A 16,074-nucleotide genomic window follows, 5' to 3' on the forward strand; every position below is an offset into this window, starting at 1 on the left:
CTGGGTGGAAGGTGGAAAGGGTCCGGTCAGCGGGCTCTGTTCCTGAACAGGAGCAGGAACACGAACGCCGATCCGATTGAGGTTGTCACGATCCCGACAGGCAATTCCTGTGGGGCCAGCAACAAACGGCTGATAATATCCGAGCCCGTCAGCAATGCCGCGCCGACGAGAGCTGCGGTCGGCAGCAGATGGCCATGCAGCGGCCCCGCGATTCCGCGGGCGATGTGAGGGACCATCAGACCGACGAAACCGATGACACCGGCGACCGAGACGAACACCGCCGTTGCCAGCGCCGCAACAAAGAACATGCTGAACCGCAGTCCGCGCACGGGTACGCCGAGGGTTGAGGCAGTAAGATCGCCGGTCAGCAGCGCGTCGAGCCAGCGGCTGCGGTAGAGAGAAAAGCTCAGGATCAGAAGCAGGCCTGCGCAGACCAGCGGAAATGTCTCCCAGCGGGCCAGGCCCAGACCGCCCAGCATCCAGAAAATCACGGAATGTGCGGCGCGGCTGTCGCCTGCAAAAATCAGGTAGTTGGTGATGGCCGAGAACAGGAACGAAACCGCAAGGCCTGCCAGGATCAGTTTTTCGGGCGCGCTTGTGCGTAAACCGTGAACCAGCGCCAGCACGATGCCCGAAGCCACAAGCCCGCCGCAGAACGCGGCCAACGGCAGGGTCCAGAAGCCCAGCACGTCGCCTGTCACGGTGATCACGAACACGGCGCCGGCCGCCGCACCCGAGGACAGGCCGAACAGGAACGGATCAGCAAGATCGTTGCGCGTTGTGGTTTGCAGGACCACGCCGACGATGCCCAACCCGGCGCCGATTACGGCCGCGAACAGGGCGCGCGGCAGGCGCAAATCAAACACGATCCGGTGCAACGGCGACATGTCCCCGTCACTCAGACCTGTTCCCAGCAAGACAGCGGTGAACGTGTCGGAAACCGGAATGGATGTGGTGCCGTAGATGGTTGAGATCAGCAAAAGGGCGGCCAGAACGACCGCCCCCAGCAGAAGTGTCAGGCCAAGTCGGCCCATATCAGTTGAGATCCGGACGCATGGCCTGCGCCATTTTCAGGATCGCCTCGATATTTGCCGGTCCCGGGGTCAGTTCCTCGTACCGCAGGCCAATCCAGGCTTCATTCTTGACGGCATCGGTCTGGGACATCACCGGATGCTCCTGCAGAAATTTGAAGGTATCCTCGGCGCCGTTGCCGGTCTGGTAATCCAGCAGCACCAGAAATTCGGGGTTGGCGGCCGCCACCGTTTCCCACGAGGTGCGGCCCCAGCTTGTATCCATGTCATGGGTCACGTTTTCACCGCCCGCTGCGGAAATCATCGCATCGGGAATGGCAAACTTGCCCGCGGTGAAGGGCGCATCAGCGGGACCATCTAGAAGGAAAACGCGCGGTTTGGGCAGATCGGCGGTCCGGGTTTCGATCTCGGTCAGTTCTTCTTTCCAACCATCAACCAGTTCCTTCGCCTTGTCTTCGACCTGCATGACCTGGCCCAGGCGCAGAACGTCATCAAACAGCAGGTTCATGCTGGCTTCGGGGCGGTCCTTGTCCAGATGCACGCAGCTTTCGGACAGGATCAAGGTCTTGATGCCAAAGGGTTCCAGCGTGTCAGGAGTCACGTCTCCGCCCGGCTTCATCCCGTAATACCAGCCCGCGAAGAACATGTCGGGTTCGACGGCCACAAGGTTCTCGACCGTTGGGTATTTGGGCGCAAGCTCGGGAATGTCGCCGCGCAGCGTATCGAATTCCGGGCTGGTCTTGTACCATCCGGTGATGCCGGTCAGCCCGACGATCTTGTCCTGCAGACCCAGCGCAAAGGCCATGTCGGTCATGTTCATATCGTGCACGACAATCCGCTCGGGTGCAGTTTCAAAAACCAGCGGCTTGCCGCAATTGTCGACGGCAATTTCTTGTGCCGACGCACCGCCTGCCAGGGCTGTGGCCAGGACCACCGACCAGATCTGTTTCATTCAAAGATGCTCCTAGGGTTAGTTTGAGACCGAGGTTTTTCGGATGTCCAGCGCCGGAATCACGCGGCCCTCATGGTGAAAGTACAGGTAGTCGACGCCAAAGGTTTCCCGAACCTGGTCCGAGGTCAGCACATCGGCCACGGGACCAAAGCCCGTGAGCCGCGCGGATTTCATCATGGCCACATGGGTGGCGAATTCGGGGATCATGACGAGGTCGTGGACGATCATGACCACCGTTATGCCCAACTCGGCAACCAGCGACAGCATCCGCCCCTTGGCGTCGGGGTCCAGATGGTTTGTCGGTTCGTCCAGAAACAAAAGCGAAGGGTTCTGTGCCAGAGCGCGCGCAATATGCGCACGTTGACGTTCACCCCCGGAAAGTACGCCCATTTGTTTGTCCGCCAGATCACTCAGACCTGTCAGGTTCAAAACCCTGTCCAGTTCGGCGGCGTGGCCCTCTTTCGACCGATCAGCCCGGATCGGGATTTGCCCCAAGGCCACATATTCCCGTAAAGACAGTCTGCTATCCGGCAGTTCGTGCTGGCTGACAACAGCGATCATTCGGGCGCGCTCGTTGGCGGGCATGTGCTTCAGGCTGCGCCCATTGATCAAAACGTCGCCCAGCACCAGTTCGGCCGTGCCGCACAACAGGTTCAGAAGCGTCGTCTTCCCGGCCCCGTTCGGCCCGGCAATTGCAAGGATGGCACCTTCTTCCAGTTCGAAAGACGCCGCTTGCAGCAGTACATCACCATTCAGTGCATAGTACTCGACGTCACGCACGGCAAGAAATGCAGAGGTCGTCATGAAGGCTCCTCCAAAATCATTCGGGGCAAACGGGAAAGGGTTTTGTCAAAAAGCGCGCTCGGCCTGTCGGACGCGCAGGTCCATCCATCGGCACTGTTCTGATATTGCAACGCGAATTCGGCCAAGGCCGCGATGTCATGCGGGGTCCGGATGTCACCGAACAGGTATTGGGCTTTGCCGGCGGCCTGAAACCCAACAGTTGTCGGCTGCGCACACCCGGCCATGCAATCGACCGTGCGAATGGCAAACCCGGAAGGTAGCGCATCTGACAAAGAAGAGCGTATTTTGTCCGCAGACAAATCACCGTTGCATGTCGAACAGATCAGAAGAATATGATCAGTGGCGTCTGACATGGTCCGCTCCACTTGTTGCCAAGCGCGGACAGAAGGTGCTGATCATGTAAACACGTGACTGACGTGCCATCTAAGCCTCCTTCCAGGGCGCCCCGCCCCGGGTTGGTTGAACACTGATGGCAGGTCTCCTGACTCGCGGGTCCTTGCTTGGCCTTCCTTCCCGGCCCATTCGGCCAGTGGGTGTTTGGCGTTGCTCACCGCTTACAGTTGCGGGGGCAGTTACGGACTTGGCCTTCAGGGCCGCACCGTATTCCCTTTTCATCCCTCGGGTCTTCCTTCGGGAACCATCTACTAGCTAAGTGCCTCAGACCCGGGCATGCGTCAATACAGAATTATTGGCAGGACAATCGGATCGGCTGGGCAGGGCGGTGCTCGAATTTCACCGCCCGAGGTCCTCGGATTCAGCGTAGGGGTTCAGTTTTCCAGCAGTTTTAAGACTTGCTCGCGCTCGGACAGGACCAGCAACAGGGCAAGATCGCCCGGTTCGATCTGATCCAGTATTGTCCTGCTCGCCTCGACCGGGGAAGGCGCGCTCAGGATCTGCTCATCCCGAAGACCGTTGTTCATTGCCGCCTGCTTAATCAGCTTTGGAATCTCACCAAGGTTGCGTCCCCGCAGATAGCCCTCAAGCTCGGCAGCGACGATCACATCCGGCTGGAACCGCAAGGCCGTTTGCGTAACATCGATGATGTCCTGATCGGACCGGTCCCCGGCATGGCTTAGCAGTATGAAGCGGCGCTTTGCCGGAACTCCGGACAATGCCTCGCACACTGCCGCAACAGAATGTGGGTTATGCGCAAAATCGACAAAGACGCGGGCGCCGTTATGGGAAAACTCGTTGCACCGCCCCGGATTGTCTTTGGCGTCTGGTTTGAACCCGGACAATCCGGCGCGAATGGCCTGCATCGGGATATCGAGTGCGCGGGCCAGACACAGCGCAGTCATTGCGTTGAGAATATTGTAACTGGCGGCCCCACCCATGGCGAGCGGTACATCGTGAACCGAAATCACCGGTTGTTCCGAGAAGCCATCGAAGAACACAATCATCTCGTTGCGCAGGAAGGCACAACAATGTCCTTGCTCGCGGGCTTGGTGGATCAGTGCGTTTTCCGGGTCCAGCGAGAACCACCAGATCCTGCAGGACGTGTTCAGTGCCTCATCCCGGACATACGCGTCATCCGCGTTCAGGGCCAGAACGCCATCTTTCTTAAGGGTGCGGTGCACGGCGAACTTGGCCTGCGCCAACTCCGGAACCGTGTTGACGCCGTACTGACCCAGATGATCATTGGCGACATTTGTGACAGCCGCAGCCGAGGCCGCATGGGTTGGAAGACCCCGGCGCAGGATTCCGCCACGGGCAACCTCCAAACAGGCGACTTCAAGCCGCCGGTCGCGCAGCAGCATGCGCGCTCCGCCGGGGCCGGAATAATCACCACGGTCGAGGATGTCGTCGCCGACGCGGACAAACTCGGTCGAGGTCAGCCCGGCAACCTTGCCCGCCGCCCGGGCGATCGCCTCAAGCAGCCGGGTCGTTGTGGTCTTGCCATTGGTTCCGGTGATGAAGGCGACGGGGATGTTGTGCAAGGCGTCCCACTCGACTTCATCAGGCGCAGGCAGAGCGTTCCAGGCCCAGGTCCGGCTTCCGACCCCGTGGCCGATCGAAATCTCGTCGTCGTCACACAGGATATCGACGCCCCGCGCCGAGGCCGCCTGGATCAGGGCGATCAGGGCCGGATTTGCCTCTTTGGCCATGACGTCGCGGACGTTGGCGATCATCTTGTCGAAATCGCCGGGTGTTTCCCCGACCAGCGCCGCGGCACAGAAATGCCATGCGGTCTGGACCGCAAAGATCGCTGAATATAGCTGATCCATCGGCGCTGAAATCGCAAGGTTCACGCCGCCGGTGAATACCCGATATGTCAGCTTTTCCTGGTGCCAGCCGAGAGCATCCAGCACACGACGTGCATGATGCTGCCACAGCTCAATGACACGCGAAGACTGCTCCTGGTCAAAAAAGACGTCCATGATTGCGCCCGGGTGATCCCAGAGCAACCCGGGCCCGGTCAGCCGGCGCGCATCGTCTACCCGAAACGCGTCACTGGTCGCGCTGGGGATGGTCAGCGCGGTCTCAAGCTCTTCAATTCTGTCCATTCCGGTGCCCTCGGCTCAATCCGCGTCTTCGCTGATTTCGCGGGCCAGACGCACGCCGCGCTCGTCCCGGATCAGGGCCTGATCGCTGTCGAATATGTCCTCGAAAGAGGTCTCAACAGGGGCAGGCTTTCCGATTGCTTCAGCTTCAGGTGCGTCGCCATCCGAATTGAAGTAGATGATCTGTTTCCAGCAGCGGGTGGTGTCGTCGCCGAATATCACCAGCAGATCGCCGGGAGCTGCCATTTCAAGACCCGCCGTCACCGCTTCGACCTCATCAGGGATGATTGTGATCGCCTCATCCGGCGTGCCGCCTGCAATCAACGCCTGCCGCAGCATCTGAGGAATTTCGTCATGCCCGCGTCCGCGGCGGCGGTCGTCAGCCTTGCAGATGAAGTGGTCAAAATGACCGGCCAGCGCCGCGCCCGCATCCTCGACGTCCTCGTCACGACGGTCACCGGGCATCGATACGACGCACAGCCTGCGGCCCTTGATCTCTAGCTGGTCGGCCAGCGCCGCCATTGCCTTCAGGGCGGCGGGGTTGTGGCCATAATCCAGGATTACCTTGAACGGATGTTCGTCATAAACGTTCATCCGCCCCGGTGCCTGGAAATAGCTGGTGTCAAAGGTCCGCAGCCCGTGGCGGATGTTGTCCAGATCAACGCCAAAACTATAGGCCATGGCGGCAGCAAACATGGCGTTCTGCACGTTGAAGATCGCCTTGCCTTCCAGTGTCGCCGGGATCAGGTGCGACCAGAGCACGGGGATATGCAGGCCATTGTCGTATATGGTCAGCATGTCGCCGTTCATGCCTTTTTCCAGCACGATGGCCTTGCCGCCTTCCTTGATATGTTCTTTCACAAGACTGTGGCCGGGATTGGTCGTGACATAGAAGATCTGACTTGCCCCGGCATAATCCGCCATCTTCAGGCAGTTGATGTCGTCGGCGTTCAGAACGGCCGTATCCGTGGCGCTTTCCACCACGACGCGTTTGACCACGGCAAGCTCTTCGACCGTGTTGATGCCACCCAGCCCCAGATGGTCGGCGGATACGTTCAGACAGGCGGCCACGTTCGAGCGTTGATAGCCCAGGCCCGAACGCACCAGCCCGCCACGCGCGGTCTCCATCACGGCGAAATCGACCATCGGATCGCGCAGCACGATCTGGGCCGACTTGGGCCCGGTCATGTCGCCCTTGACGCTCAGCTTGCCATCCACATAGACCCCGTCGGTCGAGGTCATGCCAACGGTCTTGCCGCTGGTTTTCATGATATGGTTCAGCATCCGCGATGTTGTGGTTTTCCCGTTGGTTCCCGTGATTGCCGCAATGGGGATGCGTGTCTTGTCCCCGACCGGGAACAGCATGTCGATCACCCGACCGGCAACATCGCGCGGTTGGCCTTCGGACGGAGCCACGTGCATCCGGAATCCGGGGGCTGCGTTCACCTCGACAATCGCGCCGCCGATATCCTTGTAGGACTTGGTGATGTCGTCGATCAGAAAATCGACACCGCCCACATCCAACCCAACCGCCATGATGGCGCGTTCAGCCATGTCGCGGTTGTCGGGATGAACCACATCGGTCAGGTCGATGGCCGTGCCGCCTGTGGACAGATTCGCGGTAGAGCGCAAATAGAAAACCTCGCCCTCCGGCAAAACGGTTTCTTCAGTCACACCGGCGTTTTCCATCAGGCGTTTGGCCTGATTGTCGATCTCCAGCATGGTCAGCACTTTTTCGTGCCCGATGCCCCGGCGCGGATCCTGGTTCACGATAGCGACCAGTTCCGCAATCGTATGCTTGCCATCCCCCATCACATGACCCGGAACCCGTTTGGCGACGGCGACCAGCTTGTTGTTCACCACCAGCATCCGGTGATCAAATCCTGTAATGAAGCTTTCAACCAGAATGGCGCGGCTTCGCGAGTGTTCCTTGGCCTCGGCAAAACCGGCCTCGACCTCGGATTCCGAGTTCAGATTGATCGATACTCCGCGGCCGTGATTGGCATTCAGCGGTTTGACCACCACCGGAAATCCGATCCGGCCAGCTGCTTTTGCGGCTTCGCGGGCCGAATAGACCATGCGCTGTTGTGGCACCGGCAGGCCCAGATCGTTCAGCAGATTGTGGGTATCTTCCTTGTCGCAGGAAATCTCGACCGAGATATGTTTGGTCTCGGACGTGATGGTCGCCTGAATGCGTCGCTGATACTTGCCATGCCCGAACTGAACCAGCGATCCTTCATTCAGGCGGATCCATGGAATGTCACGTTCTTCGGCGGCCTTGACCAACGACCCGGTCGAGGGGCCGAATTCCTTGCGCTGGGCGCGCAGAACAAAGCTGCGCAACTCGTCGTCCCAATCGAAATCGGGATCGAAATCATAGTCCAGGGCTTCTTTGAGGTTTTGCGGCAGCAGGTGCATTAGCAGGCGCATGGCCAGTTTCCCGGCATCAAGTCCCACGTCGCGCTGGCGATATTCGTAGACCATATTGTACTGGCCGGGTTCGCCAGTGCCCCGCGTCCGGCCAAATGTCACATCCGTGCCGGCCACGTTCTGAACCTCGATGGCGCAATGTTCCAGCACGTGACCCAGCCAGGTGCCTTCATCCTCGCGCAGACGGCGGATAAAGCCGCCCGGCTCGCGGTAGGAACAGCCATGCTCGGCAAGGCCGGGGAGGGCCGCGACCAATGCGTCGATGAATTCGGGGCCTATTCGGGCCGAGGGCCAATCTTCCAACAATCCCAGATCAATGACGTGTCGAATAACCGGAAAACTTGCCCAGACGTTGGGACCGACGAAGACATTGGTAGAGATTATTTTCATAAGGCTCCTCGTTTATTAATTGTTCATTTCCCCCCCGAAAGTGTCCTCATCGCCGGACAAATCGGGCAAGGTGCAGAACGCCATATGCTCATCTGGCGGAAAAGCCTGGCGAGCCATCAGGTCATAACGGCACCCTTCGCCCAGAACGTCAAGCCGAAGACCCAAAAGGCTCAGTGCTTCGCCCCGGCGTGCGTCCCACATCGACGAATGCGTCAGATGGCTGGCATCCACGACCGTGACCGTGCCGCTGCCAACAACCTCCAGGACGTTGTCGGGGCCGATAAAGGCGGCGGTGTCCTCGTCAATTCCAAGGCCGATCAGAAAAGGGTTGAAAGATGAGGCGGTTAGAAGGCGCCCCAGCCGGTTGCGCTGGGTAAAATGCTGGTCGATGATCACCGCGTTGGTCAGGCCCATGCCCGGTGCAAGCGTGATGTTGCCTTCGGCGGGGGCCGAGTTGCTGCTGCCTCCGGCGACCATATGTTCGGACATGATCGACGCCCCGGCAGAGGTTCCGGCAACCGGCACGCCCGCCGCATTCCGGCGGCGGATTTTCTGCGCTACCAGCGTTCCGCCGAGAATCGCGGACAGGCGCAACTGGTTGCCACCAGTCATGAAAATGCCGGTCGCCCGGTCCAGCATTCCGGCGTAATCGGGGTTGTCACAGTCGGCGCGGCGCGAGATGGGCAGGAATTCGACCTGACCCGCGCCAAGCTCGGAAAAGATGCGGTTATAGTCCGGCCCCGTTTCTTCCAGCATCGAGGCGGTCGGGATCACAACGATGTCGGCATCCGCGCCGCCTGACAGCTCCACGAACTTGCGGTGGATCTGCATTTCCTTCACGCGGTCTTCGCCGCCACCAATCGGAATGATGAACCCGCGAGGGGTGTCTGCATCAACGGGTGCAGGGCACATGTCAAGATTACCTTCTTCGTCCTGAAGCGGGGCAGCCGCCGGGGCCGCACAGGCGCTTATATCTGTTCATACATGCCGCGCCGGGCTATCTGGGCGCTGCGGACATGCCATTCCCCCCGCGCCATCACATGCCGTATGCCAAGGTTTTCGTCAAGAACCACCAGATCGGCGTCTTTTCCGTTGCTCAACCGGCCTTTTCCATGCAATTTCAGCAGGTCGGCGACATTTGATGTCAACGGGCGCAGAGCCTCATCCAGAGGTACGCCCATGCCCACCATCTCGGCCAGCGTTTCGGGCAATGTGTCAGACAGGCCAACGCCAAAACGGGTCAGATTGCCCTCATGGTCGAATGCGGGCAGGCAGCCGCCACCATCGGAGCTGATGGTGAAGCGGTCTGTCCGCCCGCCGGCATCACGAAACTGAACATAGGCTTCGGCAGCGGAAATGCCTGGATCGACATGCGCGCAGGGAAAGGCCGTGGCATCAATGAAACAGCCATGACGGGCAAGGGCGACGGCCTGTTCGAACAGCGGCTTGTTGCGGTTGACATGGGTCGGATTGAAGACCCGGGCCGGAATTTCGCTGGTCTCGATCGCCTGTTCCAGCATCGAAAGCCCGCGCACGCCATCCCCCATATGGCAATGAACGATCCCGGCCTTGCCTGTCATCAACCCTGCAACATGCGCCTCGCTGGCAATGCGCAGGAACTCGTCCAGTGTCGGCTGGCTGGAGCGATGATCGCTGATCGCCAGTTCACCGACACCGATGACCGGGTCAAGGAACACGATGTCGCCACGGGCGGACCCGGTCAGCGTGGTCAGCGGGACGTGATAGCCGCCCGTGTGGCACCAGGCCGAAAGTCCTTCTGCGCGAAGACCGTAGGCTTGCTGCACCAGTGTCTGCGTATTGCGGGTCAGATCGTCGGTCCCCAAAACCCCAACGACCGAGGTGACGCCCGCCCGCGTGAACGAGGACAATACCATCGGCGGCACTCGGCTGGCAGGTCCGGTTTCGCCGCCCCCACCCGTGATGTGGGCATGGCCGTCGATCAGACCGGGCACAACCGGCGCGCCTTCGGCATCCAACACGTCAACCTGCAAGGGCCTGCCCAGATCAGGCAGGTCCCGGCCCAGATAAACGATCTGTCCGGCAGCGACCAAAAGATGACCTATCCCAAAGGGCTTGGGTGTAAAAAGATTGGCATTCCTGATCAGGATCAGCATATCGGCGGTCCGTCATATACAAAACGAACGTTCTTTATTTGACCCTTTCGCAAAGCTCAAACATTTCCGTGCGATTGCCTTCGGATCATGTTCCGCCAGATTCAGTTCAGGAAGGTTTCGATTTTGTCCAGTGTGGCAACATTGACTGCAACCCCATCGGCCTGTGACGCAGCGCGCTTCGCGCCGCGACCGTCCCCCGGAAGATGGGCGCCCGACTGCGCCCTGATTGCATCTACCAGCGCGCCTATCCCGGTGGCGAAACTGTCGCCGGATGTGGCGGCGGGATCGATTGCAATAAAGAACTGGCCGGTCTTGGGTGGGCCACCGGCGGTACCCGAAAACAGCGATGCATGGATGCCCAGTGTGGCTCCGGTCAGCGCGGCGGCCATGACCTCGGTCAGCAATGCAACGCCCACGCCCTTGTAGCCGCCGGACGGCGCCATCGAGCCTTTGAGGCCGACATTGGGATCGGTTGTCGGGTTGCCATCGGGGTCCAGCGCCCAGCCGACAGGAATGGCCTTGCCTTCGCGCGCGTGTTTCATCACTTCGCTTTTGGCGATGGTGCTGGCGCTCTGATCAATCAGCAGCGATGGCTGCCCGTCCGGGCCGGGAACCGCAACCGAGAACGGGTTGGTGCCAACCACAGGTTTCGATCCTCCGGATGGTGCGATCGAAGCGGGGGCGTTGGTAAAGCCCAGACCCACCAGACCGGCCTGCGCCAGCCGGTAGGTATGATACCCCAGAACACCACAGTTATAGCTGTTGCGGATTGCAAGCACTGCCACGCCTTGATCGCGCGCAGCCTTTGTCAGCGCCTCGAACCCGAGATCGATGGCGGAATGTGCAAAACCCGTCGCCGCGTCGACGTTGATGACACCGGGGCGCGGGCGGGTCAGAACGGGCTCGGCCCGACCATCCACCTTGCCGCACTGCACATGCTCACAATAAATTGGGATATAGGCGAGGCCGTGGCTTGCAACACCATCCGCTTCGGTTGCAGCGGTGGCCACTGCCAGCGGGCGGGCGTTGGCCTCGGTGGTGCCCGCAGCGACAAGCGCGCGAAAGGCCAGATCTTCGATTTCTGCGAGGGTCAGGGTGCGGGTCTCGATCATGGGTTTCTCTTCAGTCATTGTCGGAAAGCCCGGCACCAGCACCCAGAAGGCGGGAGGCATCGGTGGCGGGGGCGTAGGTGCGGTGGGCAAACCTGTTCAGGGTCTCCCAATCCCCTGGGTTGGGGGTGGCGCGGGATCGATGTGGCGCGATGCTGGTCAAATCGCCGCTTGGACGGATTTCAACGCGATCGGCACGATTGGGCAGCGCATCGTAGGTTGAAACAACGGCTCCGTCAGTAACAATCTCAGCGCCATCGCAGGTGATTGCAACACAAGACTCCAGTCGACGTGCGGCATAGGCCGCAAACGGCACCAGAAGCAGTGGGCATTCGACTTGCCGCAACACTATAGGGTCTGACTTCAGAATATGCGCGCTGTCGGACAGATATGCGCCGTTTGACAGAGGGCACGGACCGCGTTCGCCTGACCGGATCGTTTCTTTTTCCAGCAGCCGCGCCAACGCTCCGGTACCGTCCAACCCCTGCGCGCATAGCCAGCGTGTTGCCTTGCCGGCTTCCTCGGCCAGTCCCCAACTGTAGCCCGCGCCGCGTGCGGCCCGTTTGGCCGTGGCTTCAACCTCGTTCAGGGAATAGCTCATTCCACAGCCTCCGGGTAAACCCACAGATCCGCCGTTTGAGGCGTCAATTCCTCGGGGTAGGGCGCGCCTGAATACATGCAGATGCGAACCCATCGGTCTGACCGCGGATCGAAATGGGTTGCTCCGAAAAACGAGAGTTTGGCACGTAACATGTCGATGGGCAGAACATCTGCACTGATCGTATTGTCACGGATTTCGCCGTAGGGTGCGACGCATGACATCTGAGCCCGTCGAACCGTATGCCGGTGTTCCGGGTGTTGCAGCAGAAACTCAGCGATGGGTGCGTTGTCCTGCCAACTGGCAAGCTGCTGGCAGGCAAGTGCCGCATCACGTGCTGGTGCCAGCGGTTGTTCATAGTCCGAGATCGGCTCCTCGAACCGCTCACCCAATCTGGGTTCCAGCTTTTCTTCCGAAACATACCAGGCCCGGGCGCAATTCTGCGGGTTGGTCCAATCAACATCCAATGCCCAGTCGAAGCTTTCGCGGATCAGCGAACGGACCTGATTCACCGTCATCGCGCCGTCGATCAGATGTGCCTGCGTGTTGCTGTCGGCCATGCAGCTTGCCAATCCATCCACAAGCTCGGGGTAGGGTTCCATGATCAGCGAGACGACCAGTTCCTGACCTTCTTCGCTGAGCGTGTTCTCTGACCAGCGCACAAGCCGGTCCCAGGGTTGGTTCTGCGTCAGGTCATCCTGTTCCAGATAGTCCGAGATGGCCTTCAGATCAGCGTTCAGAGTCGCCAGTTTTTCAATCTGTATCGGGTGATCCGACCGCCACCATGAGGTCGACAACATGCTGCGGTCAAAGATGTTCAGGAATTTTTGAACTTCGTCGCTGGATGCAGTTTCGATGCCGCGCACGCGGGCGATGGCCTCTTCCCGTGCCATGATCCAGTTGTTGAACAGGATCGGATGGTTGACGATAAACGGCGCCATTCCCAACCCTGTGGAATTGCCGATGCCCAGCCAGCGTGCGATTTGCGGGTCAAGCACCGCAGCCTGTCCATTGCCTTTGACATTCGCCATATGCTGTACCAGATCGCGCACAAAAACCCGGGTCAGGTAGACTGACAGCATCTCGATCTGGAACGGACCGCTGACCTCGGAACGATCTGCCGTTATCTCGCGATCCGCCGCGCCGAACTTGCCGGAACCGTAAACCGCCGTGGTCCGCATCAGATAGCCGACCTTGTAAATCTGCTCCAGCTCGGGCTGTTGTCCGGCGGCAAGACTGTCGACAACATGGGCCCACAAGCGAACGGACCGGTTGGCCCGGGACAAGGACAGTTCGCTTTCGCTGACGCGCCCCGCCTCTTGCAGCGGGACATTCCTTGACAGTCGCGCGATATCCTCGGACGTCGGAACCCCGTCAAACAGTGTGAAAGTGGCATCCCACGCCTCGGCAATCACCCGGTCCGAGCGTTGTTCGGGCGGCAGGTCATGGGCAAACGCGACCAGAGAATACGCGCGCTCGGGACCGCAAGCGGTATAAACCGCATGGCCGACACCGTTGTCATCAATCTCAAAGACCGGGCGAGAGAAAACCCAGGCCTCCTCCGCCATGCGCCGCGTCAGTTGCCGCATGAAGCTGAGGCGACATTGATGCAGCGAGCCCAGGCGGGAAAGGCGCATCACCTTCGCAGGATCACGTCGCGCGATATGAGGGGCGGGGGGTGTCATGCGTGTTGAGGTCCGAAGCTTTCATTAAAGAACCGATACCAGTTACCGCCCATGATACCGGCAATTTCGTCTTCGCTCATGCCGACGGTACGCAATCCGGCCTCGATGTTGCCGAAATCGCGATTGTCGCGGAACCAGTCCGGCATCGGCGGAAAGCCGGGATTGCTGGCCGAGCCTTCGCCGTAATCGATCTCTTTCGTCCAGCGCCCTACACGCATCCATTCGACCACACTGTCGGGCTGGTCCTGGCACAGATCGGTGCCGATCCCCAGATGCTGAACGCCGTATGTGTCGGCGGTACGCGCGATCATCTCACAGAAACTTTCAATCGTGCATGCGGATTTGTCTTTCAGGTGATGAGGGTAGACCGAAAAGCCGAGCATCCCACCATTTTCCGTCACCGCACGAATAACCTGCGCGCGCTTGTTGCGCAGGGCCGGAGACCATTCGTGCGGATTGGCGTGAGTGATGGCAATGGGACGCTCGGACAGTTCGGCGGTCTCGATAGTCGACCGGTCTGCCGAATGGCTCATGTCGACCACAAGGCCAACGCGGTTCATCTCTTTGATGACCTGTTTGCCCATGCGGGTAATACCGGTGTCTTCGGCCTCGTAACAGCCGGTCGCCAGAAGGGACTGGTTGTTGTACGTCAGTTGCATGAACCGCGCACCAAGGTCATGCAGGATTTCCACCAGCCCGATATCGTCCTCGATGGGGCTGGGGTTCTGAAATCCGAAGAACACTGCCGTCCGGCCGGTATCGCGGGCTGTGTCGATGTCGCTGGCCCAACGGCCTTTCATGATCAGGTCCGGATACTGCTCGAACCAGCGGTTCCACTTTTCAAAGTTCAGAACCGTTTCGCGAAAGTTCTCGTGATACGAAATGGTGACGTGGATCGCGTCCACACCACCTTCGCGCAGTTGGCGAAAAATCTTTTCCGACCAGTTGGCGTATTGCAGCCCGTCAATCCGCATCAGACGGGACCCGCGCTGATATAGGCTGTTTTGACGGTGGTGTAGAATTCGGCCGCCGCCTTGCCCTGTTCACGCGGGCCATACGAGCTGTCGCCGCGCCCGCCAAAAGGCACGTGATAGTCGGTTCCGGCGGTGGGCAGGTTGACCGTGACAACACCGGTACGTGCATTGCGGCGGAAGTGTGTGGCGCGGGCCAGCGACTTGGTCACAATACCCGAGGTCAGGCCAAAATTGGTGTCGTTCACCACGCTCAACGCTTCGTCATAGCTGCCGACTTTGATGACGCTGGTCAGGGGCGCGAACATTTCCTCACGGTTGATGCGCAAATCGTTGGTCGTGTTCAGGAACACGCCGGGGGACATGTAGAACCCGTCATGCGGCATGTCGAGCAACTGGCCACCACAGGCAAGCTCAGCGCCTTCGGATTTGCCAAGCTCCACATAGCTCAGGTTTTCCTTGAGCTGCTGCTGACTGACAACCGGCCCCATCTGCACCCCATCCTGCAGGGCATGGCCGACCTTCATGGCCTTCGCACCGGCCACGAGCTTTTCGGAAAACGCATCATGCACACCGGCATGAACGACCAGACGCGAAGACGCAGTGCATTTCTGGCCAGTGCCGCCAAAAGCGCCGCCAAGCGCCAGTGTGACGGCCAGATCCAGATCAGCGTCATCCATCACCGCCAGAGCGTTCTTGGACCCCATCTCCATCTGCACCTTGGTCAGGTTCTGGATGGCGGCGGCAGCGATGCCCTTTCCGACCGGAACCGAACCGGTGAACGAGATAGCGTTGACCTTTGGGCTTTCCACCAGTCGTTGGCCAATGGACCGGCCTGAGCCCATGACAAGGCTGAACAGACCCTTGGGGATGTCCTGTCGTTCGATGATTTCGGTCAGGGCCACAGCCGACGCCGGGGTGATGTTCGCGGGTTTCCAGACAACCGCGTTGCCATAACACAGCGCCGGGGCAATCTTCCACGAAGCGGTCGCGGTTGGGAAATTCCACGGGCTGATGATGGCCACGACGCCAACCGCTTCGCGGCGTACGTCAATCTCGACACCCGGCCGGACACTGTCTGCATTTTCACCGATCTGACGCAGGCATTCTGCGGCGTAATAGGTAAAGAACTGGCCTGCGCGATAGACCTCGCCCTTGCCCTCGGCAAGCGGTTTGCCTTCCTCTCGTGACAGCAGCGTGCCTAACTCTTCGGCGCGTGACATCAGCTCATTCCCGATATTCATCAGAACGGCTTGCTTGCGTTCGGGCAGATAGGCCTCCCATTCGGTCTGCGCAACGCGCGCCTGATCCAGTGTCGCGTCCAGCTGGTCCGGGCTGGCCTGCGCGAACATGCCGACCAGATCGCTCAGGTCCGAAGGGTTGCGGTTTTCAATTTCGCTTTCGCCCGGCAGCCATTCGCCGGCGATCAGGTTCAGTTTGGTCACAATGCGCCCCAGAGTCGAAAAAC

13 protein-coding genes and 1 riboswitch are annotated in these 16,074 nt (G+C 60.0%); all 13 genes read right to left on the minus strand.

The window, feature by feature from the left end; translation table 11 throughout:
• Window positions 1-26: 26 nt before the first annotated feature.
• Window positions 27-1,034, minus strand: a complete 1,008-nt coding sequence (locus ACR0FE_RS13915) for a FecCD family ABC transporter permease (RefSeq protein ID WP_480913372.1) — start codon at window positions 1,032-1,034, stop codon at window positions 27-29.
• A gap of 1 nt (window position 1,035) precedes the next feature.
• Window positions 1,036-1,983: an ABC transporter substrate-binding protein gene (locus ACR0FE_RS13920; RefSeq protein WP_480913374.1), complete on the minus strand. Its 948-nt coding sequence runs from the start codon at window positions 1,981-1,983 to the stop codon at window positions 1,036-1,038.
• Window positions 1,984-2,001: 18 nt separating this feature from the next.
• On the minus strand, window positions 2,002-2,787 hold the full coding sequence (locus ACR0FE_RS13925; protein ID WP_480913376.1) for an ABC transporter ATP-binding protein: 786 nt from the start codon (window positions 2,785-2,787) through the stop codon (window positions 2,002-2,004).
• A complete protein-coding gene (locus ACR0FE_RS13930) occupies window positions 2,784-3,140 on the minus strand; it encodes a DUF1636 domain-containing protein (RefSeq protein WP_170614809.1) in 357 nt (118 codons plus the stop codon). The genes ACR0FE_RS13925 and ACR0FE_RS13930 overlap by 4 nt, the downstream gene beginning before the upstream one ends.
• Window positions 3,141-3,241: 101 nt before the next feature.
• A riboswitch (cobalamin riboswitch) is annotated at window positions 3,242-3,444 on the minus strand.
• Between the two features lie 110 nt (window positions 3,445-3,554).
• Window positions 3,555-5,291: a Mur ligase family protein gene (locus tag ACR0FE_RS13935; RefSeq protein ID WP_480913378.1), complete on the minus strand. Its 1,737-nt coding sequence runs from the start codon at window positions 5,289-5,291 to the stop codon at window positions 3,555-3,557.
• Window positions 5,292-5,306: 15 nt separating this feature from the next.
• Window positions 5,307-8,108 (minus strand): cyanophycin synthetase, encoded by a 2,802-nt coding sequence (cphA, locus tag ACR0FE_RS13940; protein ID WP_170614807.1) that lies wholly within the window; start codon window positions 8,106-8,108, stop codon window positions 5,307-5,309.
• 15 nt (window positions 8,109-8,123) lie between these two features.
• Window positions 8,124-9,020, minus strand: a complete 897-nt coding sequence (locus tag ACR0FE_RS13945) for a cyanophycinase (RefSeq protein ID WP_480913380.1) — start codon at window positions 9,018-9,020, stop codon at window positions 8,124-8,126.
• Window positions 9,021-9,076: 56 nt separating this feature from the next.
• Window positions 9,077-10,243, minus strand: a complete 1,167-nt coding sequence (gene iadA, locus ACR0FE_RS13950; protein ID WP_480913382.1) for a beta-aspartyl-peptidase — start codon at window positions 10,241-10,243, stop codon at window positions 9,077-9,079.
• Window positions 10,244-10,344: 101 nt separating this feature from the next.
• Window positions 10,345-11,355 (minus strand): Ldh family oxidoreductase, encoded by a 1,011-nt coding sequence (locus ACR0FE_RS13955; protein ID WP_480913384.1) that lies wholly within the window; start codon window positions 11,353-11,355, stop codon window positions 10,345-10,347.
• 10 nt (window positions 11,356-11,365) lie between these two features.
• Window positions 11,366-11,953 (minus strand): DUF3726 domain-containing protein, encoded by a 588-nt coding sequence (locus ACR0FE_RS13960; protein WP_480913386.1) that lies wholly within the window; start codon window positions 11,951-11,953, stop codon window positions 11,366-11,368.
• Window positions 11,950-13,635 (minus strand): hypothetical protein, encoded by a 1,686-nt coding sequence (locus tag ACR0FE_RS13965; protein WP_480913388.1) that lies wholly within the window; start codon window positions 13,633-13,635, stop codon window positions 11,950-11,952. The genes ACR0FE_RS13960 and ACR0FE_RS13965 overlap by 4 nt, the downstream gene beginning before the upstream one ends.
• On the minus strand, window positions 13,632-14,609 hold the full coding sequence (locus ACR0FE_RS13970) for a membrane dipeptidase (RefSeq protein ID WP_480913390.1): 978 nt from the start codon (window positions 14,607-14,609) through the stop codon (window positions 13,632-13,634). The genes ACR0FE_RS13965 and ACR0FE_RS13970 overlap by 4 nt, the downstream gene beginning before the upstream one ends.
• Window positions 14,609-16,051: an aldehyde dehydrogenase family protein gene (locus ACR0FE_RS13975; RefSeq protein WP_480913392.1), complete on the minus strand. Its 1,443-nt coding sequence runs from the start codon at window positions 16,049-16,051 to the stop codon at window positions 14,609-14,611. The genes ACR0FE_RS13970 and ACR0FE_RS13975 overlap by 1 nt, the downstream gene beginning before the upstream one ends.
• Window positions 16,052-16,074: the final 23 nt, after the last annotated feature.

This window comes from Ruegeria sp. K7 (assembly GCF_056531785.1).

Coding starts and splice junctions, on each gene's coding strand:
- ACR0FE_RS13925 (WP_480913376.1), bottom strand. CDS start 2,787: ATGACGACCTCTGCATTTCTTGCCGTGCGTGACGTCGAGTACTATGCA.
- cphA (WP_170614807.1), bottom strand. CDS start 8,108: ATGAAAATAATCTCTACCAATGTCTTCGTCGGTCCCAACGTCTGGGCA.
- ACR0FE_RS13970 (WP_480913390.1), bottom strand. CDS start 14,609: ATGCGGATTGACGGGCTGCAATACGCCAACTGGTCGGAAAAGATTTTT.
- ACR0FE_RS13935 (WP_480913378.1), bottom strand. CDS start 5,291: ATGGACAGAATTGAAGAGCTTGAGACCGCGCTGACCATCCCCAGCGCG.
- ACR0FE_RS13915 (WP_480913372.1), bottom strand. CDS start 1,034: ATGGGCCGACTTGGCCTGACACTTCTGCTGGGGGCGGTCGTTCTGGCC.
- iadA (WP_480913382.1), bottom strand. CDS start 10,243: ATGCTGATCCTGATCAGGAATGCCAATCTTTTTACACCCAAGCCCTTT.
- ACR0FE_RS13930 (WP_170614809.1), bottom strand. CDS start 3,140: ATGTCAGACGCCACTGATCATATTCTTCTGATCTGTTCGACATGCAAC.
- ACR0FE_RS13955 (WP_480913384.1), bottom strand. CDS start 11,355: ATGATCGAGACCCGCACCCTGACCCTCGCAGAAATCGAAGATCTGGCC.
- ACR0FE_RS13965 (WP_480913388.1), bottom strand. CDS start 13,635: ATGACACCCCCCGCCCCTCATATCGCGCGACGTGATCCTGCGAAGGTG.
- ACR0FE_RS13920 (WP_480913374.1), bottom strand. CDS start 1,983: ATGAAACAGATCTGGTCGGTGGTCCTGGCCACAGCCCTGGCAGGCGGT.
- ACR0FE_RS13945 (WP_480913380.1), bottom strand. CDS start 9,020: ATGTGCCCTGCACCCGTTGATGCAGACACCCCTCGCGGGTTCATCATT.
- ACR0FE_RS13960 (WP_480913386.1), bottom strand. CDS start 11,953: ATGAGCTATTCCCTGAACGAGGTTGAAGCCACGGCCAAACGGGCCGCA.